The sequence below is a fragment of the Streptomyces sp. NPDC127117 genome (assembly GCF_042677325.1).
In the GTDB taxonomy this organism is placed as follows: Bacteria; Actinomycetota; Actinomycetes; order Streptomycetales; family Streptomycetaceae; genus Streptomyces.
In genome coordinates, this window is record NZ_JBHXTM010000046.1 from 25,067 (window position 1) to 51,833 (window position 26,767).

22 protein-coding genes are annotated in these 26,767 nt (G+C 69.5%); 6 read left to right on the forward strand and 16 right to left on the reverse strand.

All coding sequences use genetic code 11. From position 1 onward, the window contains the following. Positions 1-7: 7 nt before the first annotated feature. The 4 genes from ACFVH0_RS30955 to ACFVH0_RS30970 all read left to right on the forward strand — a co-directional run bounded on the left by ACFVH0_RS30955 (position 8) and on the right by ACFVH0_RS30970 (position 4,792). Positions 8-2,002: a CocE/NonD family hydrolase gene (locus ACFVH0_RS30955; protein ID WP_385825576.1), complete on the forward strand. Its 1,995-nt coding sequence runs from the start codon at positions 8-10 to the stop codon at positions 2,000-2,002. Between the two features lie 148 nt (positions 2,003-2,150). Next, complete coding sequence (gene fahA / locus ACFVH0_RS30960; RefSeq protein WP_385825578.1) at positions 2,151-3,380, forward strand: fumarylacetoacetase; 1,230 nt, start codon at positions 2,151-2,153, stop codon at positions 3,378-3,380. After that, positions 3,377-4,063, forward strand: coding sequence for a GPP34 family phosphoprotein (locus ACFVH0_RS30965; RefSeq protein WP_259928608.1), 687 nt, complete (start codon positions 3,377-3,379; stop codon positions 4,061-4,063). Before fahA ends, ACFVH0_RS30965 begins: the two co-directional genes overlap by 4 nt. Before the next feature lie 108 nt (positions 4,064-4,171). Continuing rightward, positions 4,172-4,792 (forward strand): Uma2 family endonuclease, encoded by a 621-nt coding sequence (locus tag ACFVH0_RS30970; protein WP_385825580.1) that lies wholly within the window; start codon positions 4,172-4,174, stop codon positions 4,790-4,792. Positions 4,793-4,822: 30 nt separating this feature from the next. Here ACFVH0_RS30970 and recQ read toward each other — a convergent pair whose 3' ends face one another. The 15 genes from recQ to ACFVH0_RS31045 form a co-directional block, all read right to left on the reverse strand. Further along, positions 4,823-6,787: a DNA helicase RecQ gene (gene recQ, locus ACFVH0_RS30975; protein ID WP_385825633.1), complete on the reverse strand. Its 1,965-nt coding sequence runs from the start codon at positions 6,785-6,787 to the stop codon at positions 4,823-4,825. Positions 6,788-6,949: 162 nt separating this feature from the next. Then, positions 6,950-8,614, reverse strand: coding sequence for an NADH-quinone oxidoreductase subunit NuoN (nuoN, locus tag ACFVH0_RS30980; RefSeq protein ID WP_376629759.1), 1,665 nt, complete (start codon positions 8,612-8,614; stop codon positions 6,950-6,952). Next, entirely contained in the window at positions 8,611-10,182 is a 1,572-nt protein-coding gene (locus tag ACFVH0_RS30985; protein WP_385825582.1) for an NADH-quinone oxidoreductase subunit M, read from the reverse strand. Before ACFVH0_RS30985 ends, nuoN begins: the two co-directional genes overlap by 4 nt. Before the next feature lie 5 nt (positions 10,183-10,187). Beyond that, the gene (gene nuoL, locus ACFVH0_RS30990; RefSeq protein ID WP_385825584.1) at positions 10,188-12,083 is read right to left on the reverse strand and encodes an NADH-quinone oxidoreductase subunit L; all 1,896 of its coding nucleotides are present in this window, start codon (positions 12,081-12,083) and stop codon (positions 10,188-10,190) included. 14 nt (positions 12,084-12,097) lie between these two features. Continuing rightward, a complete protein-coding gene (nuoK, locus tag ACFVH0_RS30995) occupies positions 12,098-12,397 on the reverse strand; it encodes an NADH-quinone oxidoreductase subunit NuoK (protein ID WP_093543641.1) in 300 nt (99 codons plus the stop codon). After that, the gene (locus tag ACFVH0_RS31000) at positions 12,394-13,221 is read right to left on the reverse strand and encodes an NADH-quinone oxidoreductase subunit J (RefSeq protein WP_385825585.1); all 828 of its coding nucleotides are present in this window, start codon (positions 13,219-13,221) and stop codon (positions 12,394-12,396) included. Before ACFVH0_RS31000 ends, nuoK begins: the two co-directional genes overlap by 4 nt. Beyond that, positions 13,218-13,883: an NADH-quinone oxidoreductase subunit NuoI gene (nuoI, locus tag ACFVH0_RS31005; protein WP_385825587.1), complete on the reverse strand. Its 666-nt coding sequence runs from the start codon at positions 13,881-13,883 to the stop codon at positions 13,218-13,220. The genes ACFVH0_RS31000 and nuoI overlap by 4 nt, the downstream gene beginning before the upstream one ends. Further along, positions 13,876-15,279 (reverse strand): NADH-quinone oxidoreductase subunit NuoH, encoded by a 1,404-nt coding sequence (nuoH, locus tag ACFVH0_RS31010; RefSeq protein ID WP_385825589.1) that lies wholly within the window; start codon positions 15,277-15,279, stop codon positions 13,876-13,878. The genes nuoI and nuoH overlap by 8 nt, the downstream gene beginning before the upstream one ends. Next, a complete protein-coding gene (locus tag ACFVH0_RS31015) occupies positions 15,276-17,783 on the reverse strand; it encodes an NADH-quinone oxidoreductase subunit G (protein WP_385825591.1) in 2,508 nt (835 codons plus the stop codon). Before ACFVH0_RS31015 ends, nuoH begins: the two co-directional genes overlap by 4 nt. Beyond that, complete coding sequence (gene nuoF / locus ACFVH0_RS31020) at positions 17,780-19,165, reverse strand: NADH-quinone oxidoreductase subunit NuoF (protein WP_385825593.1); 1,386 nt, start codon at positions 19,163-19,165, stop codon at positions 17,780-17,782. Before nuoF ends, ACFVH0_RS31015 begins: the two co-directional genes overlap by 4 nt. Continuing rightward, positions 19,162-19,935 (reverse strand): NADH-quinone oxidoreductase subunit NuoE, encoded by a 774-nt coding sequence (gene nuoE / locus ACFVH0_RS31025; protein ID WP_385825635.1) that lies wholly within the window; start codon positions 19,933-19,935, stop codon positions 19,162-19,164. The genes nuoF and nuoE overlap by 4 nt, the downstream gene beginning before the upstream one ends. 29 nt (positions 19,936-19,964) lie before the next feature. Next, the gene (locus tag ACFVH0_RS31030; RefSeq protein ID WP_385825595.1) at positions 19,965-21,341 is read right to left on the reverse strand and encodes an NADH-quinone oxidoreductase subunit D; all 1,377 of its coding nucleotides are present in this window, start codon (positions 21,339-21,341) and stop codon (positions 19,965-19,967) included. After that, entirely contained in the window at positions 21,341-22,066 is a 726-nt protein-coding gene (locus tag ACFVH0_RS31035) for an NADH-quinone oxidoreductase subunit C (RefSeq protein WP_385825597.1), read from the reverse strand. The genes ACFVH0_RS31030 and ACFVH0_RS31035 overlap by 1 nt, the downstream gene beginning before the upstream one ends. Continuing rightward, on the reverse strand, positions 22,063-22,617 hold the full coding sequence (locus tag ACFVH0_RS31040) for an NADH-quinone oxidoreductase subunit B family protein (RefSeq protein WP_030926341.1): 555 nt from the start codon (positions 22,615-22,617) through the stop codon (positions 22,063-22,065). Before ACFVH0_RS31040 ends, ACFVH0_RS31035 begins: the two co-directional genes overlap by 4 nt. Positions 22,618-22,635: 18 nt before the next feature. Then, on the reverse strand, positions 22,636-22,995 hold the full coding sequence (locus tag ACFVH0_RS31045) for an NADH-quinone oxidoreductase subunit A (protein ID WP_003992243.1): 360 nt from the start codon (positions 22,993-22,995) through the stop codon (positions 22,636-22,638). Positions 22,996-23,812: 817 nt separating this feature from the next. Here ACFVH0_RS31045 and ACFVH0_RS31050 point away from each other — a divergent pair. After that, positions 23,813-24,646: a C40 family peptidase gene (locus ACFVH0_RS31050; protein ID WP_385825599.1), complete on the forward strand. Its 834-nt coding sequence runs from the start codon at positions 23,813-23,815 to the stop codon at positions 24,644-24,646. 258 nt (positions 24,647-24,904) lie between these two features. Beyond that, positions 24,905-26,113 (forward strand): MFS transporter, encoded by a 1,209-nt coding sequence (locus ACFVH0_RS31055; protein ID WP_385825601.1) that lies wholly within the window; start codon positions 24,905-24,907, stop codon positions 26,111-26,113. An 86-nt stretch (positions 26,114-26,199) separates the two neighbouring features. Here the strand turns inward: ACFVH0_RS31055 and ACFVH0_RS31060 are convergent, their stop codons facing one another. Next, entirely contained in the window at positions 26,200-26,616 is a 417-nt protein-coding gene (locus ACFVH0_RS31060) for a hypothetical protein (RefSeq protein WP_385825603.1), read from the reverse strand. Positions 26,617-26,767: the final 151 nt, after the last annotated feature.

Here is a 26,767-nt window from a genome sequence, read left to right on the forward strand (position 1 = left end):
GTACCCCATGCACATCCGCACCGCATTCCCGTACGACACCACCCATGAGGACGTCCGTATCCCGCTGCCGGACGGCACCCGGCTGTACGCCCGGATCTGGCGGCCCGTCACCGACGAGCCGGTGCCCGCGCTGCTCGAATACCTGCCCTACCGGCTGAGCGACTGGACGGCGCCGCGGGACTGGCAGCGCCACCCCTGGTACGCGGGCCACGGCTATGCCTCCGTCCGGGTGGACGTGCGCGGACACGGCAACAGCGAGGGCCTTCCGGGTGACGAGTACGACGCGACGGAGCTGGCCGACGGCGTCGCCGTCATCCACTGGCTGGCCCAGCAGCCCTGGTGCTCCGGCCGGGTCGGCATGTTCGGCATCTCGTGGGGCGGTTTCAACTCGCTCCAGATCGCCGCGCTGGCCCCGGAGCCGCTGAAGGCGATCGTCACCGTCTGCTCGACCGACGACCGCTACGACAACGACGTCCACTACATGGGCGGCTCGGTGCTCGGCGTCGACATGCACGCCTGGGCGGCCACCATGCTCGCCTTCGTCTCCCGGCCGCCGGACCCGGCGCAGGTCGGCGACGGCTGGAAGGACATGTGGCTGGAGCGGCTGGAGACCGTGGACCCCTTCATCCACACCTGGCTGGCGCATCAGACCCGCGACGACTACTGGAAGCACGGCAGCGTCTGTGAGGACTACTCCGCGATCAGGGCCGGCGTCCTCGCGGTGGGGGGCTGGCACGACCCGTACCGCGACACCGTCCTGCGGCTGGTCGAGCACCTCGACCCCGGCAGGGTGCGCGGGCTGATCGGGCCCTGGTCGCACCAGTACCCGGACCGCGGTCTGCCGCCGGGTCCGTCGATCGGCTTCCTCCAGGAGACGCTGCGCTGGTGGGACCAGCACCTGAAGGACAAGGACACCGGGGTCATGGCCGAGCCGCTGCTGCGGGCCTGGATCAGCCAGTCGCACCGTCCCGCGACGGTGTACGAGACGCTGCCGGGCCGCTGGGTCGGCGAGAACAGCTGGCCTTCCCCGAACGTCGCGCCGGTCGCGTACGCCCTCGGCGGCGGCCCGCAGATCGTCGACTCGCCGCAGCAGACCGGGCTGGACGCCGGGCGGTTCTTCCCGTTCGGCAACGACGCCGACCTGCCGCCCGACCAGCGCGACGAGGACGCCAAGTCGGTCTGCTTCGAGTTCCCGGTCGAGGACGCCCCGATCGAGATCCTGGGCCGGCCCCGGGTGAAGCTGCGGATCCGGATGGACGTGCCGCGCGGCCAGGCGATCGCCCGGCTCTGCGACGTCGCGCCGGACGGCTCCTCCACCCTGGTGACCCGGGGCGCGCTCAACCTGTCCGCCCGGGGTGGCCGCGACCGCGCGGAGGACTGGCCGGTGGGCACCACCGAGGACGTGACCTTCGAGCTGAACGGGATCGGGCACACCTTCCCGCCCGGCCACCGGATCAGGCTCGCGATCTCCTCCTCGTACTGGCCGTGGATCTGGCCGCAGGCCGGTTCGGTGGGCTTCACCCTGGACGCCGACGGCAGCCTCGTCGAACTGCCGGTGCGCCGGCCCGTCGAGGACCCGGCGATCCGGTTCGAGGAGCCGGAGCAGTCGGAGCCGCTCGGCGTCGTGTACCCGGTGACGCTCGACGAACAGCGCCCGGAGCGGCTGGTGGTCCGCGATGTCGCCAAGGGTGAATGGCGGCTGGAGGTCGACCCGCGCTACGGCGGCACCCGCGTCTACCCGGACGGCCTTGAGTTCACCGAGGACGCCCTGGAGACGTACACGATCCAGGAGAACGATCCGCTCTCCGCACGTACCCGCTCCGACTGGGCGATCCGGCTGCACCGGCCGGAGATGGCGTGGGACGTACGGGTGGAGACCCGCTCCGAGATCGGTGCGGACGACACCGACTTCATCACCTCCAACGAGGTGGTCTGCAAGGAGGGCGGCGAGGTCGTCTTCCACCGCACCTGGGAGAAGCGGATCCCGCGCACGGCGGGCTGACAACACCGCGCTTCCGCCCACCGCCGTGCCCCGGACACCGGGGCACGGCGGAACTTTCCGGGCATCACGGGCAGTTGGGGCTCTCCCGCGAGCAGGCGGCGCCGACGTAACGTGTCCCCAAGCGACCTGGAAAGCGAGGCAGCAACACATGCCCGAGCAGAGCAGCCCGCTCGATCTGGCCGAGGGTGACCCCTTCGGTCCGCACAACCTTCCCTACGGAGTGTTCTCCACCCCCGATCACCCCGAGGACCGCCGGGTCGGCGTCCGCATCGGCAACCACGTACTGGACGCCGGAGCCGCGGCGTACGCGCTCGGCTCGCCCTACGCGCAGCTCCTCGCGCAGCCGGACCTGACCGCGCTGCTGTCGGCCGGCCGCACCGCCTGGCGGGACGTCCGGCGGGCGCTGACCGCGTGGGTGACGGTCCCGGCCCACCGCGCGGACATCGAACCCCTGCTGCATCCGGTCGACACCGTGACGCTCCATCTGCCGTACGCGGTCGCGGACTACGTCGACTTCTACGCGAGCGAGAACCACGCCACCAACGTCGGGCAGATCTTCCGGCCGAACGCCGAGGCGCTGACGCCCAACTGGAAGCACCTACCGATCGGTTACCACGGCCGGTCCGGCACCGTCGTGGTCTCCGGAACCGACGTGGTGCGCCCCTCCGGCCAGCGCAAGGCACCGGCCGACGCGGCCCCCGTCTTCGGCCCCTCCGTGAAGCTGGACATCGAGGCCGAGGTCGGCTTCGTCGTCGGCGTGGGCTCCGAGCAGGGCCGCCCGGTCCCGCTCGCCGACTTCCGCGACCATGTCTTCGGGCTCTGCCTGCTCAACGACTGGTCGGCGCGGGACATCCAGGCCTGGGAGTACGTCCCGCTCGGCCCGTTCCTCGGCAAGTCCTTCGCCACCTCCGTATCGGCCTGGGTGACACCGCTGGAGGCCCTGGAGTCGGCCCGCGTCGCGCCCCCGGCCCGCGACTTCCCGCTGCTCCCCTATCTGGAGGACGCCGACGAGGACGAGGCCGGCGGCCTCGACCTGCGGATCTCCGTCGCGATCAACGGACAGGTGGTCGCCGAGCCGCCGTTCGCCACCATGTACTGGACTGCGGCCCAGATGCTGGCGCAGATGACGGTGAACGGCGCTTCGCTGCGCACCGGCGATCTGTACGGCTCCGGCACGGTCAGCGGTGCCGAGCCCGGACAGCGCGGCTCCCTCCTGGAGCTGACCTGGAACGGCCGCGACCCGCTGGACCTCCCGGACGGCAAGCGCGCCTTCCTGGAGGACGGCGACACGGTGACGATGACCGCCTGGGCGCCGGGGCCGGACGGCACCCGGGTCGGCCTCGGCGAGGTCACGGGGCGGATCGTGCCCGCGTCATGACCCAGCCCGCCCTGGAACTCACGCTCCCCGAGGAACTGCTGCTGCTCGCGCTGGACCCGCTGCGCGGCAAGCCGCAGTGCTCCGGTCGCTCCCTGGAGTACGGGACGGCCGGCGCGGTCCTGAAGGAACTGGAGTTCCAGGGCCGGGTCACCGGGCAGGGTGGCCGGATACGGGTGCTGAACCCGCTCGCTCCCCAGGACCCGCTGCTCGCCCAGGTCCTGGGGAGCCTGTCGGCCCCGGGCACGGGCTGGCCCGCGGGCGACACCGACACCCGGCGGTGGGTCCGGCAGACCGGCCGGTACGTCCAGGAACTGTGCCTGGAACACCTGGTGCACCGCTCGGTCCTGCGCAGGGAGACCCACCGCTTCCTCGGCCTGCTGCCGTACCACCGGCACCCGGCGGCGGACCCGGCCCTGCCGCTCACCGTCCGCGACCGCTTCGCGTCCGCCGAGGCCGCCGGCTTCCCTGACCCGCGCAGCCGGACCCTGGCCGCCCTGGTCTCGGCGGTCGGCCTGTCGGGCGCGGTGGCCCGGGGCGGTCTGCGGCAGCGCTGGTCGATGTACAACCTGGTGACCGAGGAGTGGACCGCGGAAGCGGTGCACCGGAACGTCCGCCAGGACCGGGCCAACCGCAACCGCAGGATGAGATACAGCAGCGGCGGCGGGAGCTCCGGGGGCGACTGAGGGGGCGGGTCGGCTTCGCGCGGGCGTTCACACGTTCGAAGGAGCCCTCTCCCGTTCCCGGCGGATACGCTGGAAAGTCCCACGAGACTCTGCGTCATGGGAGCACTGATGAGCGTCGAACCCGGGGCCCCCGAGCCGCGGTGGGCGGTTCCGCCCGTGGGCGGCTGGACCGCCGATGACCTGGACACACTCCCGAATCTGCCTCCGCACACGGAGCTGATCGACGGGAGCCTTGTTTTCGTGAGTCCGCAGACCCTGTTCCATTCGCGGGCGGTCAGCTTCTTCGAATGGCAGCTGCAGTCGCTGGCACCGCACGCATTCGAAGTCGTGCGCGAGTTCACCATCGACATCGACCGCTACAACCGGCCCGAACCCGATGTGATCGTCGTGGACGGCGAGATCATCCAGGACCCGAACCAGACCCGCTTCCCCGCCGAGTCCGTACAGCTGGCCATCGAGGTCGTCTCCCCGGAATCCCTGACCCGGGACCGGGAGACCAAGCCCGTGAAGTACGCGCGGGCGAAGATCCCCCACTACTGGCGGGTGGAGAACCACGACGGCCGGGTGGTGGTCTACGTCTTCGAGCTGGAGCCGTCGACCGGGGCCTACACCTCCACCGGCATCTTCCACGACCGGATGAAGGTCTCCGTCCCCTTCCCCGTCGATCTCGGCCTCACCGCGATCACCGCACGCCGCCGGGCCGCGGACCCGGACCCGGACCCGGAGTAGACCGGTCCGCAGCGCCGCCCGGCCCCGCGCTCACTCGTACTCGGGCGGCTCCTCGTCCCAGCCGAACTCCGGGTCGGCTTCGGGAGCCGCCGGGGCGGGGGCGGCTCCGCGTGCTGGGGCCGGTTGTGCCGGGGCCTCCGCACCCGCCCCCGCCTCCCCCAGTGACGCCAGCACCTCCAGCACCCCTTCCCCGTACGTCGCCAGCTTCTTCTCGCCCAGGCCGCTGATCCCGCCCAGCGCGGACACCGAGTCCGGCCGCACCGTGGCGATCTCGCGCAGGGTCGCGTCGTGGAAGATGACGTACGCCGGGACGCCCTGCTCCTTCGCCTGGGCGCCCCGCCAGGCCCGCAGCGCCTCGAAGACCGGGACGGCCTCGGGGGCCAGCTCGGCGACGGCGGCCTGGGACTTCGACTTTCGTTCGGCCTTCGTGGAACGCGACGCGGGCTTCGGCGCCTCCTTGCGCAGCAGCACCTCGCGCTGCCGGCCGAGCACGGAGCCGCTCTCCTCCGTGAGCACCAGCGTGCCGTACTCGCCCTCGACCGCCAGCAGCCCCTGGGCGAGCAACTGCCGTACGACGCCCCGCCATTCGGCCTCGGCCAGATCCTCGCCGATGCCGAAGACCGAGAGCTGGTCGTGGTCGAACTGGATGACCTTGGCGGTCTTGCGGCCGAGCAGGATGTCGATGATCTGGCCGGCGCCGAACTTCTGCCCGCGCTCCCGCTTCAGCCGCACCACGGTCGACAGCAGCTTCTGCGCGACCACCGTGCCGTCCCAGCTCTCGGGCGGGGTGAGGCAGGTGTCGCAGTTGCCGCAGTCCGCCGCGGTGGGTTCCTGGCCGAAGTACGTCAGGAGCTGGGCGCGGCGGCAGCGGACCGTCTCGCACAGGGCGAGCATCGAGTCGAGGTGGGAGGCGGCGCGGCGGCGGAACGCCTCGTCGCCCTCGCCGCCCTGGATGAGCTTGCGCTGCTGGACGACGTCCTGGAGTCCGTACGCCATCCAGGCCGTGGACGGCAGCCCGTCACGGCCGGCGCGGCCGGTCTCCTGGTAGTAGCCCTCGACGGATTTCGGCAGGTCGAGGTGGGCGACGAAGCGCACGTCCGGCTTGTCGATGCCCATGCCGAAGGCGATGGTGGCGACGACGACCAGGCCCTCCTCGCGCAGGAACCGGGACTGGTGGACGGCGCGCGTGCCCGCGTCGAGCCCCGCGTGGTACGGGACGGCCTCGATGCCGTTGCGGCAGAGGTACTCGGCGGTCTTCTCGGTCGAGTTGCGCGAGAGGCAGTAGACGATGCCCGCGTCCCCGGCGTGCTCGTCCTTGAGGAAGGAGAGCAGCTGCTTCTTCGGGTCGGCCTTCGGCACGATCCGGTACTGGATGTTGGGCCGGTCGAAACTGGCGACGAAGTGCTTGGCGTCGGGCATGCCCAGACGCTGGGTGATCTCCTGGTGCGTGGCATCGGTCGCGGTCGCCGTCAGGGCGATGCGCGGCACGTCGGGCCAGCGCTCGCCGAGCACGGAGAGGGTCAGATAGTCCGGGCGGAAGTCGTGACCCCACTGGGCGACACAGTGCGCCTCGTCGATCGCGAAGACGGAGATCTCGCCGCGCGAGAGCAGCGCGAGCGTGGAGTCCAGGCGGAGCCGCTCCGGGGCCAGATAGAGCAGGTCGAGCTCACCGGCGACGAACTGGGCCTCCATCGATCGGCGCTCGTCGAAATCCTGCGTGGAGTTGATGAAGCCGGCCCGCACGCCGAGCGCCCGCAGCGCGTCCACCTGGTCCTGCATCAGGGCGATCAGGGGCGAGACGACGATGCCCGTACCCGCTCTGACCAGGGCGGGGATCTGGTAGCAGAGGGACTTGCCGCCACCGGTCGGCATGAGCACGACGGCGTCGCCGCCGGCCACCACATGGTCGACGATCGCTTCCTGCTCGCCGCGGAACGCGTCGTACCCGAATACCTTGTGCAGCGTCCGCCGTGCGTCGCTCTCGGTCACATCCATGGTCCCGCCCGTCGTGCCCATCGCTCTGTCCCCCGGGTCCGTCCCGCTTTTTCGTCCGTGTTGCCGCCGTCCCCTGCCACGATAGGCGCCGCGTACGACAACGCCGGACGGGCTTGACTTCTCAAGCCCGTCCGGCGGCGGTCGCTGTTGTGCGGGAGTGCGCTACCTCACGAAGACTCCGGCCTGGCTCGCCAGGTCCAGGAAATACTGCGGGGCCAGGCCCAGCACCAGCGTGACCGCGACTCCCACCGCGATCGTCGTCATCGTCAGCGGCGACGGGACGGCGACCGTGGGGCCGTCCGCCTTCGGCTCGCTGAAGAACATCAGCACGATGACCCGGATGTAGAAGAACGCGGCGATCGCCGAGGAGATCACACCGACCACGACCAGCCCGCCCGCGCCACCGTCCGCCGCCGCCTTGAACACGGCGAACTTTCCGGAGAACCCGGAGGTGAGCGGGATACCGGCGAAGGCCAGCAGGAACACCGCGAAGACCGCGGCGACCAGCGGCGAGCGCCGGCCGAGCCCGGCCCACTTCGACAGGTGCGTCGCCTCGCCGCCCGCGTCGCGCACCAGGGTGACGACGGCGAACGCGCCGACCGTCACGAAGGAGTACGCGCCCAGGTAGAAGAGGACCGACGAGATGCCGTCCGGGGTCGTCGCGATCACACCGGCGAGGATGAATCCGGCGTGGGCGATCGAGGAGTAGGCCAGCAGCCGCTTGATGTCGGTCTGCGTGATGGCGACGATCGCGCCGCCCAGCATCGTGACGATCGCGACGGCCCACATGACCGGGCGCCAGTCCCAGGCGAGGCCCGGCAGCACCACGTACAGCAGGCGCAGCAGCGCGCCGAACGCGGCGACCTTGGTGGCGGCGGCCATGAAGCCGGTGACCGGGGTCGGGGCGCCCTGGTAGACGTCCGGGGTCCACATGTGGAACGGGACGGCACCGACCTTGAAGAGCAGCCCGGTCAGGATCATCGCGCCGCCGATCAAAAGCAGCGCGTCGTTGCCCATGGTGTCGGCGAGCGCCGGGTCGATCTGGGTGACGGAGCCGTCGACCACGTTCGCGATCGCCGCGTACGAGACGGAGCCCGCGTACCCGTAGAGCAGGGCGATCCCGAAGAGCAGGAACGCCGAGGAGAAGGCGCCGAGCAGGAAATACTTCACCGCGGCCTCCTGCGACATCAGCCGCTTGCGGCGGGCGACGGCACACAGGAGGTAGAGCGGGAGGGAGAAGACCTCCAGGGCCACGAAGAGCGTCAGCAGATCGTTGGCCGCGGGGAAGACGAGCATCCCGGCCACCGAGAAGAGGACCAGCGGGAAGACCTCGGTGGTGGTGAATCCGGCCTTGACCGCGGCCTTCTCGCTGTCGCTGCCGGGGACCGAGGCGGCCTGGGCGGCGAAGGAGTCCACGTGCTTGCCGTGCGCGGCGGGGTCGAGCCGCCGCTCGGCGAAGGTGAAGACGGCGACCAGCGAGGTCAGCAGGATGGTGCCCTGCAGGAAGAGCGTCGGCCCGTCGATCGCGATGGCGCCCATCGCGGCGATGTGCGCCTTCGTCGTGCCGTATCCGCCGGCCGCCAGTCCGACGACCGCGGCGAACGCGGCGGCCAGCGCGACGACCGTGAGGAAGACCTGCGTGTAATAACGGGCCCGGCGCGGCACGAAGGCCTCGACGAGTACGCCCACGACGGCGACACCGATCACAATGAGGACCGGGGCCAGCTGCGTGTACTCGATGACCGGGGCCTTGAACTTCTCGACCGGGGCGGCCGATGTCACCCCGCCCGCCATTGTCCACAAGCTGTGGACAGCTGTTGCGCTCACTTGGCGGCCTCCACCTCAGGCTGGGGGTCCTTCTTCTGGACGTCCGACATGGTGTGCTGCACCGCCGGGTTGACGATCTCCGTCAGCGGCTTCGGATAGACACCCAGGAAGAGCAGCAGCGCGATCAGCGGGAGGACCACCGCCAGCTCCCGGACCTTGAGGTCCGCCATGCCCTGGACCTCGGCCTTCACCGGGCCGGTCATCGTCCGCTGGTAGAGGACGAGGACGTAGAGCGCGGCGAGCACGATGCCGGTCGTGGCGACGATGCCCGCCGCCGGGTACGCGCTGAACGCGCCGACCAGGACCAGGAACTCACTGACGAACGGGGCGAGTCCGGGCAGCGACAGGGTGGCCAGACCACCGATCAGGAAGGTGCCGGCCAGGATCGGCGCCACCTTCTGCACCCCGCCGTAGTCGGCGATGAGCCGAGAACCGCGCCGGGTGATCAGGAAGCCCGCCACCAGCATCAGCGCGGCGGTCGAGATCCCGTGGTTGACCATGTAGAGCGTGGCGCCGGACTGGCCCTGGCTGGTCATCGCGAAGATGCCCAGGATGATGAAGCCGAAGTGCGAGATCGACGCGTAGGCGATCAGGCGCTTGATGTCGCGCTGGCCGACGGCGAGCAGCGCCCCGTACACGATGCTGATCAGCGCCAGGACGATGATCACCGGCGTCGCCCACTTGCTGGCCTCCGGGAAGAGCTGGAGGCAGAAGCGGAGCATCGCGAAGGTGCCGACCTTGTCGACGACCGCGGTGATCAGGACGGCGACCGGGGAGGTCGCCTCGCCCATCGCGTTGGGCAGCCAGGTGTGCAGCGGCCACAGCGGGGCCTTCACCGCGAAGGCGAAGAAGAACCCGAGGAACAGCCAGCGCTCGGTGCTGGTCGCCATGGAGAGCGAGCCGTTGGCGCGGGCCTCGGCGATCTCGGAGAGCGAGAACGTCCCCGCGACCACGTAGAGCCCGATCACGGCGGCCAGCATGATGAGCCCGCCGACCAGGTTGTAGAGCAGGAACTTCACTGCGGCGTAGGAGCGTTGCGCCGCCGCGTTCTCGTCGCTGCCGGAGTGTGCCCGGTCCCCGAAGCCGCCGATGAGGAAGTACATCGGGATGAGCATGGCTTCGAAGAGGATGTAGAAGAGGAAGACGTCGGTGGCCTCGAAGGAGAGGATCACCATCGCTTCGACCATCAGGATCAGGGCGAAGAAGCCCTGGGTCGGGCGCCAGCGCGAGGACTTGGTCTCCAGGGGGTCGGCGTCGTGCCAGCCGGCCAGGATGACGAAGGGGATCAGCAGGGCGGTGAGCGCCATGAGCGCCACCCCGATGCCGTCCACGCCCAGCTCGTACCGGACGCCGAAGTCCTTGATCCAGGCGTGCGATTCGGTGAGCTGGTAGCGGTCGCCGCCGGGCTCGAAGCGGGCGAGCGCGATGCCCGCCAGTACGAGTGTGGCCAGCGAGAAGAGCAGCGCCAGCCATTTGGCGGTGGTGCGCCGGGCGGCCGGGACGGCGGCGGTGGCGACCGCGCCGATCGCCGGGAGCGCCGCCGTCGCTGTCAGGAGGGGAAAGGACATGGTGATCAGACCGCCCTCATCAGCAGGGTCGCGGCGATGAGAACCGCCGTACCGCCGAACATCGAGACCGCGTAGGTGCGGGCGTAGCCGTTCTGCAGCTTGCGCAGCCGGCCGGAGAGCCCGCCCATCGAGGCCGCCGTGCCGTTGACGACGCCGTCGACCAGGGTGTGGTCGACGTACACCAGGGAGCGGGTGAGGTGCTCGCCGCCGCGGACCAGGACCACGTGGTTGAAGTCGTCCTGGAGGAGGTCGCGGCGGGCGGCCCGGGTGAGCAGCGAGCCCCGCGGGGCGACGACCGGTACGGGCTTGCGTCCGTACATGGACCAGGCGATGGCGACGCCGATGACGAGCACCACCATGGTGGCGGCGGTGACGGTCGTGGCGCTGACCGGGGAGTGTCCGTGGCTGTGGCCGGTGACCGGCTCCAGCCACTTCAGGAAGCGGTCGTTGAAGGAGAAGAGGAATCCGGCGAAGACCGAACCGAACGCGAGGACGATCATGGGGATGGTCATCGACTTCGGGGACTCGTGCGGATGCGGCTCGTGGCCCTCCGCGTCGGGCTGCCAGCGCTTCTCGCCGAAGAACGTCATCAGCATCACGCGCGTCATGTAGAACGCGGTGATCGCGGCGCCCAGCAGGGCCACCGAGCCGAGGATCCAGCCCTCGGTGCCGCCCTTGGCGAAGGCCGCCTCGATGATCTTGTCCTTGGAGAAGAAGCCGGACAGACCGGGGAAGCCGATGATCGCCAGGTAGCCGAGGCCGAAGGTGATGAAGGTGACCGGCATGTACTTCCGCAGGCCGCCGAACTTCCGCATGTCGACCTCGTCGTTCATGCCGTGCATGACCGAACCGGCGCCGAGGAAGAGCCCGGCCTTGAAGAAGCCGTGGGTCACCAGGTGCATGATCGCGAAGACATAGCCGATCGGGCCGAGCCCGGCGGCCAGGATCATGTAGCCGATCTGCGACATCGTCGAGCCGGCGAGGGCCTTCTTGATGTCGTCCTTCGCGCAACCGACGATCGCACCGAAGAGCAGCGTGACCGCTCCGACGACCACGACGACCAGCTGCGCGTCCGGCGCGGCGTTGAAGATCGCGCCGGACCTGACGATGAGGTAGACGCCCGCGGTCACCATGGTCGCGGCGTGGATGAGGGCCGAGACCGGGGTCGGGCCCTCCATCGCGTCACCGAGCCAGGACTGCAGCGGTACCTGGGCCGACTTGCCGCAGGCCGCGAGCAGCAGCATCAGGCCGATCGCCGTCAGCTTGCCCTCGCTCGTCTCCCCCGTGGCTTCGAGGACCGGGCCGAAGGCGAAGGTGCCGAAGGTGGTGAACATCAGCATGATCGCGATCGACAGGCCCATGTCACCGACGCGGTTGACCAGGAATGCCTTCTTGGCGGCCGTGGCCGCGCTGGGCTTGTGCTGCCAGAAGCCGATGAGCAGGTACGACGCCAGACCGACGCCCTCCCACCCGACGTACAGCAGCAGGTAGTTGTCGGCGATGACCAGGATCAGCATCGCCGCGAGGAACAGGTTCAGATAGCCGAAGAAGCGGCGCCGGCGCTCGTCGTGCGCCATGTAGCCGATCGAGTAGATGTGGATCAGGGTGCCCACACCGGTGATCAGCAGCACGAACGTCATCGACAACTGGTCGAGCTGGAAGGCCACATCGGCCTGGAAGCCCTCGACCGGGATCCAGCTGAACAGCTTCTGGTGCAGCGCCCGGTCCTCCGCGCCCTTCCCCAGCATGTCGAGGAAGAGCACGACACCGATGACGAACGACGCTGCGGCGAGCAGGGTGCCGATCCAGTGTCCGGCGCGGTCCAGCCGTCGGCCGCCGCAGAGCAGGACCGCCGCTCCGAGCAGGGGCGCCGCGACGAGCAGCGCGATCAGGTTCTCCACGATTCAACGTCCCCTTACAGCTTCATCAGGCTGGCGTCGTCGACCGAGGCCGAGTGGCGGGAACGGAACACCGACACGATGATCGCGAGCCCGACCACGACCTCGGCGGCGGCGACGACCATCGTGAAGAAGGCGATGATCTGGCCGTCGAGATTGCCGTGCATCCGGGAGAAGGTCACGAACGCGAGGTTGCAGGCGTTGAGCATCAGCTCCACGCACATGAACACCACGATCGCGTTCCGCCGGATCAGCACCCCGGCCGCACCGATGGTGAACAGCAGGGCTGCGAGATAGAGGTAGTTGACCGGATTCACTTGGCGACCTCCTCTTCTTCGTTGTCACGGCCGAGCCGTTCCTCGGAGCGCTGCTCCAGCGCCTTGAGCTGGTCCAGCGACTCGTTCGAGACATCGCGGATCTGGCCACGGTTGCGCAGCGTCTGCATGACGGTGAGCTCGGAAGGCGTGCCGTCCGGGAGCAGGCCCGGGATGTCCACGGCGTTGTGCCGGGCGTAGACACCGGGGGCGGGCAGCGGCGGAAGCTGCTTGCCGCGTACGCGCTCCTCGGACATCTCCCGCTGGTTCTTGGCCCGTTCGGTGCGTTCCCGGTGGGTGAGCACCATCGCGCCGACCGTCGCCGTGATCAGCAGGGCGCCGGTGATCTCGAAGGCGAAGACGTACTTGGTGAAGATGAGGCTGGCCAGCCCCTCCACGTTTCCGCCGTGCTCGGTGTTGGCGGTGCCGAGCCCGTTGAAGCTGGTGAGCGAGGCGTTGCCGATGCCGGCGACCAGCAGGACGCCGAAGCCGAGACCGCAGCCCGCGGCCAGCCAGCGCTGGCCCTTCAGGGTCTCCTTCAGCGAGTCGGCCGCGGTGACACCGACCAGCATGACCACGAAGAGGAACAGCATCATGATCGCGCCGGTGTAGACGACGATCTGGACGATGCCCAGGAAATAGGCGCCGTTGGCGAGGTAGAACACCGCCAGGATGATCATGGTCCCGGCGAGGCTCAGCGCGCTGTGCACGGCCTTCTTCATCAGCACGGTGGACAGCGCGCCGATCACGGCGACGATGCCGAGCAGCCAGAACTGGACGGCCTCGCCGGTCGAGGTCTGGGAGGCCGCGGCGGCCAGGCCGGTCATGCGCCCACCCCCTGCGCCGAGCCGTTGTTCTCGCTGTGCCCGTCGGCCGGCTTCTCGCCCTTGGAGATGGCGACCTGGGGCTCCGTACCGGGCGCCGCCTCGGTGACGAGGCCCCGGTAGTAGTCCTGTTCGTCCATCCCGGGGAAGATCGCGTGCGGGGTGTCGACCATGCCCTCCTCCAGGCCCGCGAGCAGCTCGTCCTTGGTGTAGATGAGGCTCTCGCGGGTGGTGTTGGCGAGCTCGAACTCATTGGTCATCGTCAGCGCCCGGGTCGGGCAGGCCTCGATGCACAGTCCGCAGAGAATGCAGCGCGCGTAATTGATCTGGTAGACGCGGCCGTAGCGCTCACCCGGGGAGTAGCGCTCCTCTTCGGTGTTGTCCGCGCCCTCGACGTAGATCGCGTCCGCCGGGCAGGCCCAGGCGCACAGCTCGCAGCCGACGCACTTCTCCAGACCGTCCGGGTGACGGTTGAGCTGGTGCCGGCCGTGGAAGCGCGGCGCCGTCACCTTCGGCGTTTCCGGATACTGCTCGGTCAGCCGCTTCTTGAACATGGCCTTGAAGGTCACGCCGAAGCCGGCGACGGGGTTCTGGAACTTCTCCTCCGAGGACCCCGAGGATCCCGAGGCTCCCGAAGTCCCCGAGGACTCTGGTGACTCAGACACCGTCGGCCTCCTTTCCGTCACTCGAATTTCCGTCACTCTGAGTATCCGGCCCGCCACTGACAACGAGCTCCCGCTCGCCCCGCGGCCTGCGGCGCGGCACCGGCGGCAGGGTCTGTCCGGGCAGCGGCGGCACCGGGAACCCGCCCGCCATCGGGTCGAACGCCGGCTCAGGTCCGGCCTCCGCCTCGGCGGCCCGGCCCTTCTTGTCGCGGAAGATGTCGGCGACGAAGGAGATCAGCAGGATCGCGATCACGGCCCCGGCCACGTACAGCACGATCCTCGTGAAGTCGTAGCCCTCGTTGCGCAGCGCCCGCACCGTCGCGACCAGCATCAGCCAGACCACGGAGACCGGGATCAGGACCTTCCAGCCGAGCTTCATCAGCTGGTCGTAACGGACCCGGGGCAGCGTGCCGCGCAGCCAGATGAAGAAGAACAGCAGCAGCTGGACCTTGAGGACGAACCAGAGCATCGGCCACCAGCCGTGGTTCGCGCCCTCCCAGAAGGTGCTGATCGGCCACGGGGCCCGCCAGCCGCCCAGGAACAGGGTCGTGGCGACCGCGGAGACGGTGACCATGTTGACGTACTCGGCGAGCATGAACATCGCGAACTTGATCGACGAGTATTCGGTGTTGAAGCCGCCGACCAGGTCGCCCTCGGACTCCGGCATGTCGAACGGGGCGCGGTTGGTCTCGCCGACCATCGTGACGATGTAGATGATGAACGAGACCGGCAGCAGCAGGATGAACCAGCGGTCCTGCTGCGCCTCCACGATCTTCGAGGTCGACATCGACCCGGAGTAGAGGAAGACCGAGGCGAACGCGGCACCCATGGCGATCTCGTAGCTGATCATCTGCGCGCAGGAGCGCAGACCGCCGAGCAGTGGGTACGTCGATCCGGACGACCATCCGGCCAGCACGATGCCGTAGATCCCGACCGAGGCGACCGCGAGGATGTAGAGCATCGCGATCGGCAGGTCGGTGAGCTGCATCGTGGTGCGGTGGCCGAAGATCGAGACCTCGTTGCCGGACGGGCCGAACGGGATCACGGCGATCGCCATGAAGGCCGGGATGGCCGCGACGATCGGCGCGAGCACGTACACGACCTTGTCGGCCCGCTTGACGACGAGGTCCTCCTTCAGCATCAGCTTGATGCCGTCGGCGAGCGACTGGAGCATGCCCCAGGGACCGTGCCGGTTGGGGCCGATGCGCAACTGCATCCAGGCGACGACCTTGCGCTCCCACACGATGGAGAAGAGCACGGTCACCATCAGGAACGCGAAGCAGAACACCGCCTTGATGACGACGAGCCACCACGGGTCGGTGCCGAACATCGACAGATCCTCGGCGGCGAGTACGGCACTGTGCGGTGCCGCTGCCAGTTGAGCGAAGGCACTCACGCCCCCACCTCCGGTGTGACGTCGGGAGTACCCGCTGCGGCGGGTCCGATCCGGACCAGACCGCCGGGCCGGGCACCGGTGTCGGCCGGAACGCCCCGCCCGACGGAGTTCAGCGGCACCCAGACCACCCGGTCCGGCATGTCGGTGACCTTCAGCGGGAATGCGACGCTGCCCGCCGGGCCGGTGACGGCCAGCAGATCGCCGTCCTTCACGCCCGTCTCGGCGGCGGTGGCCGCGGAGAGCCGGGCGACCGCGGCGTGCCGGGTGCCGGCCAGCGCCTCGTCGCCCTCCTGGAGCCGGCCCAGGTCGAGCAGCATCCGGTGGCCCGCGAGGACCGCCTCGCCGTCGCCGGGCCTGGGCAGCGGCCGGGCCGGCTCGTTCGGGTCGGTGGCGTGCGTCCCGGTCCAGCCGCCGAGCCGGTCCAGCTCACGGCGTACGGACTTCAGGTCCGGCAGCGCGAAGTGAACGTCGAGGGCGTCGGCCAGCATGTGCAGCACCCGGGCGTCGCCCGGCGCGAGCGCGCGCGTCATCTGCTCCGGCTTCAGCGCGGCCTCGAACATCCGCGCCCTGCCCTCCCAGTTGAGGAAGGTGCCGGACTTCTCGGCCACCGCGGCGACCGGGAACACCACGTCGGCGCGCTCGGTCACCTCGTTGGGCCGCTGCTCCAGGGAGACCAGGAAACCGACCTGGTCCAGGGCCTCCAGGGCCCGTGCCGGGTTCGGCAGGTCCACGGCCTGGACCCCGGCGACGACCAGCGCGGCCAGTTCGCCGGTGGCCGCGGCCTCGACGATCTGGTCGGTGTCGCGGCCGAAGCGGGACGGGAGTTCGGCGACGCCCCAGACGGCCGCCACCTCGTCCCTGGCCCGCGGATCGGTCGCCGGACGGCCGCCGGGCAGCAGCGACGGGAGCGCGCCCGCCTCCACCGCGCCGCGCTCGCCGGCCCGGCGCGGGATCCACACCAGCGCGGCCCCGGTCGCGGTCGCGGTGCGTACCGCGGCGGTGAGCCCGCCCGGTACCCCGGCCAGCCGCTCACCGACCACGATGACGGCGCCCTCGCTCCGCAGCGCCTCGGCCGCCGCGGCTCCGTCGCCGTCGAGGCCGACACCGCCCGCGATCGCGTCCAGCCACTCGGTCTCGGTGCCGGGGGCGGCGGGCAGCAGCGTGCCGCCCGCCTTGTCGAGGCCGCGGGTGGCGTGCGAGGCGATGGCGTAGGTGCGCTGTCCGTGCTTGCGGTTGGCCTTGCGCAGCCGCAGGAAGACGCCGGGCGCCTCCTCCTCCGACTCGAACCCGACCAGCAGCACCGTCGGGGCCTTCTCCAGCGAGGTGTACGTGACCCCCGCCCCGTCCAGGTCCCGGCCGCGCCCGGCCACGCGGGCGGCCAGGAAGTCGGCCTCCTCGCTGCTGTGGACCCGGGCCCGGAAGTCGATGTCGTTGGTGTCCAGGGCGACCCGGGCGAACTTGCTGTACGCGTAGGCGTCCTCGACGGTCAGCCGGCCGCCGGTGAGCACCCCGGTCCGGCCGCGCGCGGCGGACAGACCGGCGGCCGCGGCGGCCAGCGCCTCGGGCCAGCCCGCGGGCTCAAGGACGCCGTCCGCGTTGCGTACCAGCGGAGTGGTGAGCCGGTCCCGCTGCTGCGCGTAGCGGAAGCCGAAGCGGCCCTTGTCGCAGACCCACTCCTCGTTGACCTCGGGGTCGTTGGCGGCGAGCCGCCGCATGACCTTGCCGCGCCGGTGGTCGGTGCGGGTCGCGCAGCCGCCCGCGCAGTGCTCGCACACCGACGGCGACGAGACCAGGTCGAAGGGGCGGGAGCGGAATCGGTACGCCGCCGAGGTCAGCGCCCCGACCGGGCAGATCTGGATGGTGTTCCCGGAGAAGTACGACTCGAACGGGTCGCCCTCGCCGGTGCCGACCTGCTGGAGCGCGCCGCGCTCGATCAGCTCGATCATCGGGTCGCCGGCCACCTGGTTGGAGAACCGGGTGCAGCGCGCGCAGAGCACGCACCGCTCACGGTCCAGCAGCACCTGGGTGGAGATCGGGACGGGCTTCTCGAAGGTCCGCTTCTTGCCGTCGAAGCGGGAGTCGGAGCCGCCGTGCGACATCGCCTGGTTCTGGAGCGGGCACTCGCCGCCCTTGTCGCAGACCGGGCAGTCCAGCGGGTGGTTGATGAGCAGCAGCTCCATCACACCCTTCTGGGCCTTCTCGGCGACCGGGGAGGTGAGCTGCGACCTGACGACCATGCCGTCGGTGCAGGTGATGGTGCAGGACGCCATCGGCTTGCGCTGGCCCTCGACCTCGACGATGCACTGCCGGCAGGCGCCGGCCGGGTCGAGGAGCGGGTGGTCGCAGAAGCGCGGGATCTCGATGCCGAGGAGTTCGGCGGCCCGGATGACCAGGGTGCCCTTGGGCACGCTGATCTCGATGCCGTCGATGGTCAGCGTGACCAGGTCCTCGGGCGGGATGGCCGCCTCGCCGCCCCCGGAGGGCGCACTCGTGGTGACTGTCATGCGTTCACCCCCTGGTGAGCGTTCTTGTCGTCGGCCCAGACGGTCGACCTGGCGGGATCGAAGGGGCAGCCCTTGCCCGTGATGTGCTGCTCGTACTCCTCGCGGAAGTACTTCAGCGAGGAGAAGATCGGCGAGGCGGCGCCGTCGCCGAGGGCGCAGAAGGACTTGCCGTTGATGTTGTCGGCGATGTCGTTCAGCTTGTCGAGGTCGGCCATCTGCCCCTTGCCGGCCTCGATGTCGCGGAGCAACTGGACGAGCCAGTAGGTGCCTTCGCGGCAGGGCGTGCACTTGCCGCAGGACTCATGGGCGTAGAACTCGGTCCAGCGGGTGACGGCCCGCACCACGCAGGTGGTCTCGTCGAAGCACTGGAGCGCCTTGGTGCCGAGCATGGATCCGGCGGCGCCGACGCCCTCGTAGTCGAGCGGTACGTCGAGGTGCTCGTCGGTGAACATCGGGGTCGACGAGCCGCCCGGGGTCCAGAACTTCAGCCGGTGGCCGGGGCGCATGCCGCCGCTCATGTCGAGCAGCTGGCGCAGCGTGATGCCGAGCGGTGCCTCGTACTGGCCGGGGCCGGCGACGTGCCCGCTGAGCGAGTACAGCGTGAAGCCGGGGGACTTCTCGCTGCCCATCGACTTGAACCAGTCCTTGCCCCGGTTCAGGATCGCGGGAACCGAGGCGATGGATTCGACGTTGTTCACCACAGTGGGGCAGGCGTACAGACCGGCGACCGCGGGGAAGGGGGGTCGCAGCCGGGGCTGGCCACGCCGTCCTTCGAGAGAGTCGAGCAGCGCGGTTTCCTCACCACAGATGTACGCGCCGGCGCCGGCGTGCACCGTGAGTTCCAGATCGAGCCCCGAGCCCAGGATGTTCGTCCCCAGATAGCCCGCCTCGTACGCCTCTCGTACGGCCTCGTGCAGACGTCGCAGCACGGGGACGACCTCACCGCGCAAGTAGATGAACGCGTGCGACGAACGGATCGCGTAACAGGCGATCACGATGCCCTCGATGAGGCTGTGCGGGTTGGCGAACAGGAGCGGGATGTCCTTGCAGGTGCCCGGTTCCGATTCGTCGGCGTTGACAACCAGATAGTGCGGTTTGCCGTCGCCCTGCGGGATGAACTGCCACTTCATCCCGGTCGGGAAGCCCGCGCCGCCGCGGCCGCGCAGGCCGGAGTCCTTGACGTAGGCGATGAGGTCGTCCGGCGCCATGGCGAGGGCCTTGCGCAGGCCCTCGTATCCGTCGTGGCGCCGGTAGGTGTCCAGGGTCCAGGATTCCGGCTCGTCCCAGAAGGCGGAGAGGACGGGGGCGAGCAGCTTCTCGGGGCTGCCCCCGTTCCCGTTGCCGCTTCCGTTGTCGTCGATCTCGGTCGCCAACGTCATCACTCCCCCTCCTCGGCTGTCGGGCCGGCCGGCCGGTCCGGGTCCTGCGGGGCGGCGTGGCCGGACTCGCCGTGCGGGCGCTCGCCGCGCGGGGCGACGACGCGCGGGTGCGGCTCCTCGCCCTTGGCCAGGCGGAGGCCGATCAGCGAGGCGGGGCCCGCGCCGCCGGATGCCTCGACGGCGCCGGGGCGCTCGTCGGGGAAGCCGGCCAGGATCCGGGCGGTCTCCTTGTACGAGCAGATCGGGGCGCCGCGGGTGGGTTCGACGGTGCGCCCGGCGATCAGGTCGTCGACCAGGCGGGTCGCGCTCTCGGGCGTCTGGTTGTCGAAGAACTCCCAGTTGACCATCACCACGGGGGCGAAGTCGCAGGCCGCGTTGCACTCGATGTGTTCGAGGGTGACCTTGCCGTCCTCGGTCGTCTCGTCGTTGCCGACGCCGAGGTGTTCCTTGAGCCGGTCGAAGATCGCGTCGCCGCCCATCACCGCGCAGAGCGTGTTGGTGCAGACACCGACCTGGTAGTCACCGCTCGGCTTGCGCCGGTACATGGTGTAGAAGGTGGCGACCGCGGTGACCTCGGCGGTGGTGAGGCCGAGCAGCTCGGCGCAGAACGCCATGCCCGTACGGGATACGTAACCCTCCTCGGACTGCACCAGGTGCAGCAGGGGAAGCAGGGCGGAGCGGCTGCCGGGGTAGCGGGCGATCACCTCCTTCGCGTCCGCTTCGAGCCTGGCGCGCACCTCGGCCGGGTAGGCGGGGGCGGGGAGCTGCGGCATCCCCAGACTGACTTCCTGACGTGCTTCGGTCACCGGTCGACGCCTCCCATCACGGGGTCGATGGACGCGACGGCGACGATGACGTCGGCGACCTGGCCGCCCTCGCACATCGCCGCCATGGCCTGGAGGTTGGTGAAGGACGGGTCGCGGAAGTGGACCCGGTAGGGGCGGGTGCCTCCGTCCGAGACGACGTGCACGCCGAGTTCGCCCTTGGGCGATTCGACGGCGGTGTACGCCTGTCCGGCCGGAACCCGGAAGCCCTCGGTCACCAGCTTGAAGTGGTGGATCAGGGCCTCCATGGAGGTGCCCATGATCTTCTTGATGTGGTCGAGCGAGTTGCCGAGTCCGTCCGGGCCGAGCGCGAGCTGGGCCGGCCAGGCGATCTTCTTGTCGGCGACCATCACGGGACCGGGGGCGAGCCGGTCGATGCACTGCTCGACGATCCGCAGCGACTGGCGCATCTCCTCCAGGCGGATGAGGAAGCGGCCGTAGGCGTCGCAGGTGTCGGCGGTGGGGACGTCGAACTCGTAGTTCTCGTACCCGCAGTACGGGTCGGTCTTGCGCAGGTCGTGCGGGAGTCCGGCGGAGCGCAGGATCGGGCCGGTGGCGCCGAGGGCCATGCAGCCGGTCAGGTCGAGGTAGCCGACGTCCTGCATGCGGGCCTTGAAGATGGGGTTGCCGGTGGCGAGCTTGTCGTACTCCGGCAGGTTCTTCTTCATGGTCTTCACGAACTCGCGGAGCTGGTCGATCGCGCCGGGCGGCAGGTCCTGGGCGAGTCCGCCGGGGCGGATGAACGCGTGGTTCATCCGCAGGCCGGTGATCAGCTCGAAGAGGTCGAGAACGAGTTCACGATCGCGGAAGCCGTAGATCATGATCGTGGTGGCGCCGAGCTCCATGCCGCCGGTGGCGATGCACACCAGGTGCGAGGAGATCCGGTTGAGCTCCATCAGGAGCACGCGCAGGATGCTGGCCCGGTCGGGGATCTGGTCCTCGATGCCCAGGAGCTTCTCGACGCCCAGGCAGTACGCCGCCTCGTTGAAGAACGGCGTCAGGTAGTCCATGCGCGTGACGAAGGTGGTGCCCTGCGTCCAGTTCCGGAATTCGAGGTTCTTCTCGATGCCGGTGTGGAGGTAGCCGATGCCGCAGCGGGCCTCGGTGACGGTCTCGCCGTCGATCTCCAGGATCAGCCGCAGAACACCGTGCGTGGACGGGTGCTGGGGGCCCATATTGACAATGATGCGCTCGTCGTCGGACTTGACCGCGGACTCGACGACCTCGTCCCAGTCGCCGCCGGTGACTGTATATACAGTCCCCTCGGTCGTGGCCCGGGCATCCGAAAGGGGCGTCCCGGAGGGACTCGATGAGGGGTGGCGGCCGGGCGACGGGTGGGAGTGGGGAGTAGACATCAGGAGTACGACCTCCGCTGGTCCGGAGCCGGGATCTGGGCGCCCTTGTACTCGACGGCGATGCCGCCGAGCGGGTAGTCCTTGCGCTGCGGGAAGCCCTGCCAGTCGTCCGGCATCATGATCCGGGTGAGGGCGGGGTGCCCGTCGAAGATGAGCCCGAAGAAGTCGTAGGTCTCGCGCTCGTGCCAGTCGTTGGTCGGGTAGACCTCGACGAGGGACGGGACGTGCGGATCGCTGTCCGGGGCCGACACCTCCAGCCGGATGAGCCGGCCGTGCGTGATCGAGCGCAGGTGGTAGACGGCGTGCAGCTCGCGGCCCTTGTCGCCGAGGAAGTGGACGCCGCTCACCCCCGTGCAGAGCTCGAAGCGCAGCGCCGGGTCGTCGCGCAGGGTCCGGGCGACCCGGACGAGGTGTTCGCGGGCGATGTGGAAGGTGAGCTCGCCGCGGTCGACGACGGTCTTCTCGATGGCGTTCCCGGGAAGCAGGTCCTGCTCCTCCAGGGCCCCTTCGAGCTCGTCGGCGACTTCGTCGAACCAGCCGCCGTACGGGCGGGAGGTGGCGCCCGGCAGGGTCACGGTGCGGACGAGGCCGCCGTAGCCGGAGGTGTCACCGCCGTTGTTGGCGCCGAACATGCCCTTGCGTACGCCGATGGCCTCGCCGGTGTCCGCGCGCGGCGCGGGCACACCGTTGTGGTTCTGCTCGTCGTGGTTCTGGTTCTCGCTCACCGGAGCAGCCCCTTCATCTCGATCAGGGGCAGTGCCTTGAGCGCGGCGTCCTCCGCCTCCCGGGCGGCCTCCTCCGCGTTGACCCCGAGCTTGGAGCCCTGGATCTTCTGGTGGAGCTTGAGGATCGCGTCCATCAGCATCTCGGGCCGCGGCGGGCAGCCCGGCAAATAGATATCAACCGGGACAATGTGATCAACACCCTGAACAATGGCGTAATTGTTGAACATTCCGCCCGATGACGCGCAAACCCCCATGGAGATCACCCACTTGGGATTGGGCATCTGGTCGTAGACCTGCCGCAGGACGGGAGCCATCTTCTGGCTGACCCGTCCTGCGACGATCATCAGATCCGCCTGCCGCGGCGATCCGCGGAAGACCTCCATGCCGAAACGGGCCAGGTCGTAGCGCCCGGCCCCGGTCGTCATCATTTCGATGGCGCAACAGGCGAGGCCGAAGGTGGCCGGGAAGACGGAGGACTTCCGTACCCAGCCGGCGGCCTGCTCGACAGTGGTCAGCACGAAGCCGCTGGGCAGCTTCTCTTCGAGTCCCATGGTGTGCCCCTCAGCCCCTCAGTCCCATTCCAGGCCGCCGCGACGCCACACATACGCGTAGGCGACGAAGACGGTGAGCACGAAGAGCAGCATCTCCACGAGCCCGAAGATCCCCAGGGCGTCGAAGGTGACCGCCCAGGGATAGAGGAAGACGATCTCGATGTCGAAGACGATGAAGAGCATCGCCGTCAGGTAGTACTTGATGGGGAAGCGGCCGCCTCCGGCCGGCGTGGGTGTGGGTTCGATACCGCACTCGTACGCTTCGAGCTTTGCCCGGTTGTAGCGCTTGGGGCCGATAAGCGTGGCCATGACCACGGAGAAGATCGCAAACCCTGCCCCGAGGGCGCCGAGCACGAGGATGGGCGCGTAGGCATTCACGCTCCTCGCTCCTTCCAGTCGTCCTTGACCGTTGGACCGCATCGGGCGACCGGCTCACCACCTCACCAAGATCGTGCACATGTGAGGCAGTTCACAAGCCCGACTGCCCCGCATCCTATGCCCGCCATCCTGTGATCTGCGACACGGGGTACGACAACGCCTTTGTGATCTCCACCACCTGACGAAGGATCATGAAGTCGGATGAGCGGTGATCTTCACACGCGAAGCGGCCGAGTGATCACGAGACGTGACATCCGATGCTGTTACCGCTGGTCAAACGGCTGTTGCCCTATCAAGAGATGGCCGTGCCAAGCAAATTGGCGATGGACAACCCGGGGTGATAGAGGAATCCACCCGATCTTGATACCTCCGGGCGGATTCCACCCCTTCCCGGTCGGCCCGGGCCCTCCCGGCCGTCCGAACCTCACCCGGGAGAGGGGGTCTCGGGGAGCGAAGTGGACGTGTATGAGCATTTCCGATCTTCGGGGTGAACGGGACATCTCCCTTCGCCCGGGGCCGCCTTGGGCGCATGGCGCATAACCGCCCCTCACCCCGCGGCCACGCTGTGACCTGCGTCACTCCATCAGGGCTTCAACAAAAGCGGGCTTGGCCATCGGTGTGAACGGATGGTAAGCGGCGGGCAATTCGGGCGTATTGCCGAAAGTCCGTGATCACAGCCGTGATCAGGCATGACCGTTTTGCCCGTTACGGCGTCAATAAGGGCTCCCGGAAAGCGGATTCATAGATTCCGTACGTAACTGTGTCGCAACACACGTTTCTTGATGGGAGCCCCGAGGCCCTGATAGCGCTAGTACCCATGTCCCACACCGCTCACATACCCAGCCACCGGAAGCCCCGCCGAAACGCCTCGAAGACGGCGCTGCGGGCCGGAGTTGCCGGTGGCGTCCTCAGCACCATCGCGGTCGCAGGCGCCGCCGGTCCGGCCCAGGCCGAGCCGGTGACCCAGACCATCGAGATGCCCACCATCACCTCCGGGCTCTCCACCGCCGTCGCCGCGTCCGCCCAGGCCACGCAGCAGGTCGCCCAGGACCTGCAGACGCAGGCCCAGGAGGACGCCGCAGCCGCCACCGCGGCCAAGACCGCCAAGAAGGCCAAGGCCGAGGCGGTCCGCAAGGCTGAGGCCAAGAAGAAGGCGGAGGCGGCCGCCAAGGCCAAGGCGGAGGCCGCCGAGCGCGCCTCCCGCTCCACCGCCCGCACGACGCTCAGCGCGACCTCCGGCTCCAACGCCGGTACGGCCGTCTCCACGTCCTCCTCTTCCTCCTCGTCGAGCGCGACCGGCTCCGCCGCCGCTGTCATCGCCTTCGCGCAGGCCCAGGTCGGCGACGCGTACGTGCCCGGCGGCACCGGCCCCAACTCGTGGGACTGCTCCGGCCTCGTCCAGGCCGCGTTCCGTTCGGTCAACATCGACCTGCCGCGCGTCTCGCAGTCCCAGTCCACCGCCGGCACCCAGGTCTCGCTGAGCAACCTCCAGCCGGGCGACATCCTGTACTGGGGCGGCGCGGGCAGCGCGTACCACGTCGGGATCTACGTGGGCAACGGCCAGTTCGTCGGCGCGCAGAACTCCAGCACCGGTGTGGTGCAGCGTCCGCTGTCCTACGACCCGCCGTCGGGCGCGGTCCGCGTTCTCTGATTCGGCGCGACCCTCTGGGTTCACGGATTCACAAGCGCCTTTCCGGCGCCCGGTGAAGGGCCGTCACTCCCCCGCTCGGGAGCGACGGCCCTTCACCGTTTCCGGTCCTCCGGCGAGAAGTGAACGGCCTCCGGCGGAAAAGCGACGTCGACCCCGGCCGGCGGCGTTGACGTCGCGAACCTGCCGGACACCGTCCACCGCCGCTTGTGAACTGGGGCGAACAGCCCTCGCGTCACCGAGCACAGGACGGCATCCGCCATGAACCCCACCGCGGCCACCAGCCCCTCCGAACGCACCGCCCTCCCGCCCCGCACCCCTTTACGCGGCCGGCTCGCCGTCCTCTCCGTCATGCTGGGCATCTTCTCGATCGTCACCACCGAGATCCTGCCCATCGGCCTGCTCACGTCGATCGGGTCCGACTTCGCCGTCTCGGACGGCACGGCGGGACTGATGATGACCGTGCCCGGAATCCTCGCAGCGGTCTCCGCGCCCTTGGTCACGGTGGCGACGGCACGTGTCGACCGGCGCCTGATGCTCTGCGCCTTCATGCTCCTGCTGGCCCTGGCCGACTTCCTCGTCGCCGCCGCGACCGACTACCGCCTCGTCCTGGTCTCCCGGGTGATGGTCGGGATCACCATCGGCGGCTTCTGGTCGGTCGGGGCCGGGCTGGCGGGCCGGCTGGTCCGCCCGGCGTCGGCCGGCCGGGCGACCGCGGTGATCTTCTCGGCCGTCCCGCTGGGCTCCGTACTCGGCGTCCCCGCCGGTACGTTCATCGGCGGCCTGGCCGGCTGGCGGACGGCGTTCGTGGTCATGGGTGCGCTGAGCGTGGGCGTACTGGCCCTGATGCTCATGGTGGTTCCGCCGCTGCCGCCGGCACGGGTCACCCGCGCGAGCCTGCTGCGCACCGTGCTCTCCCGGCCGGGCACCCGGTTCGCTCTTCTCATCACCTTTCTCATAGTTATGTCCCACTTCGCGACGTACACCTATGTCACCCCCTTCCTGGAACGGGTCACACACGCCGGTCCGGCGCTGATCACGGTGTTCCTGCTGGTCTACGGCGCTGCCGGGATCGTCGGCAACTTCGTCGGCGGCGCACTCGTGACGCGCCGCCCGCGTACCGCGGTCCGCCTCGCCGCGGGACTCATCGCCACCGCGACCGCCCTGCTCCCGGTCCTGGGCAGGTGGGAGGCCGGCGCCGTCGCACTGCTGGTTGTCTGGGGTGTCGCCTACGGTGCGGTGCCGGTCTGCTCGCAGACCTGGTTCGCCAGGGCCGCGCCCGACGCACCCGAAGCGGCGTCCGTCCTGTTCACCGCGTCCTTCCAGGCGACCTTCGCCATCGGCGCCCTGACAGGCGGAGCCGTCCTCGACCACATGTCCTTGTCGGCGGTCATGCTGCTCGGCGGCGCGACCGCGGCTCTGGTGCTGGTCGTGGCGGGGCCGTGCTCCGGGCGGCGATTCGCCGATTGAGACGGCTTCCGAGGGGTGCCCGGACACAGGAGCCCGCCCGCCAAACGGTCGGGCGGGCTCCCGGGGCCCAGTCCTTCAGGACCGGGTCAACTCGACGGGCGTCCGTAGCGCTTGCACTCGAAGTAGGTCGGCGGGAGCGAGCCGTCGTCGAGGCAGACCCGTACGACCGCGGCTCCGCCGGGGACGTCCGCCAGCACGGCGAGCGGGATGAATGTCTCGCTGATACCGCAGGTCGGGGAGGTGTAGGCGAGGTCCAGCTGGTTGCTCTTGGAATCGAGGGTGAAGGCGGTGGTTCCCCGACAGCTCGTCGAAGAGACCGACTTCTGTTCGCCGGCGATGGTGACTGACCGGTTGTGCCAGGTGATCGTTCCTCGGGTGTAGGTGTTCCCTACTGTTACGTCGAAGTCGCTTACGGGGTCGGCCGCGTGAGCGGCGGGTGCGTTGACCAGCATGCCGGAGCCAAGGACCACCGTTGTGACGACGGCGGCGAGGCGTGCGCGCATTTGATCCTCCATGTGACGGAGTTGCCCGGTCGGACCGCACCAGCGTAGGGCCGGTAGGGAGAACCCCACCATGGCACGAAGTGCTGGCCCCCCGACCAATTCGGGGGGCCACTTCACTGTGCGTATCGCCTGCTGACGTCACGCTGTTTAC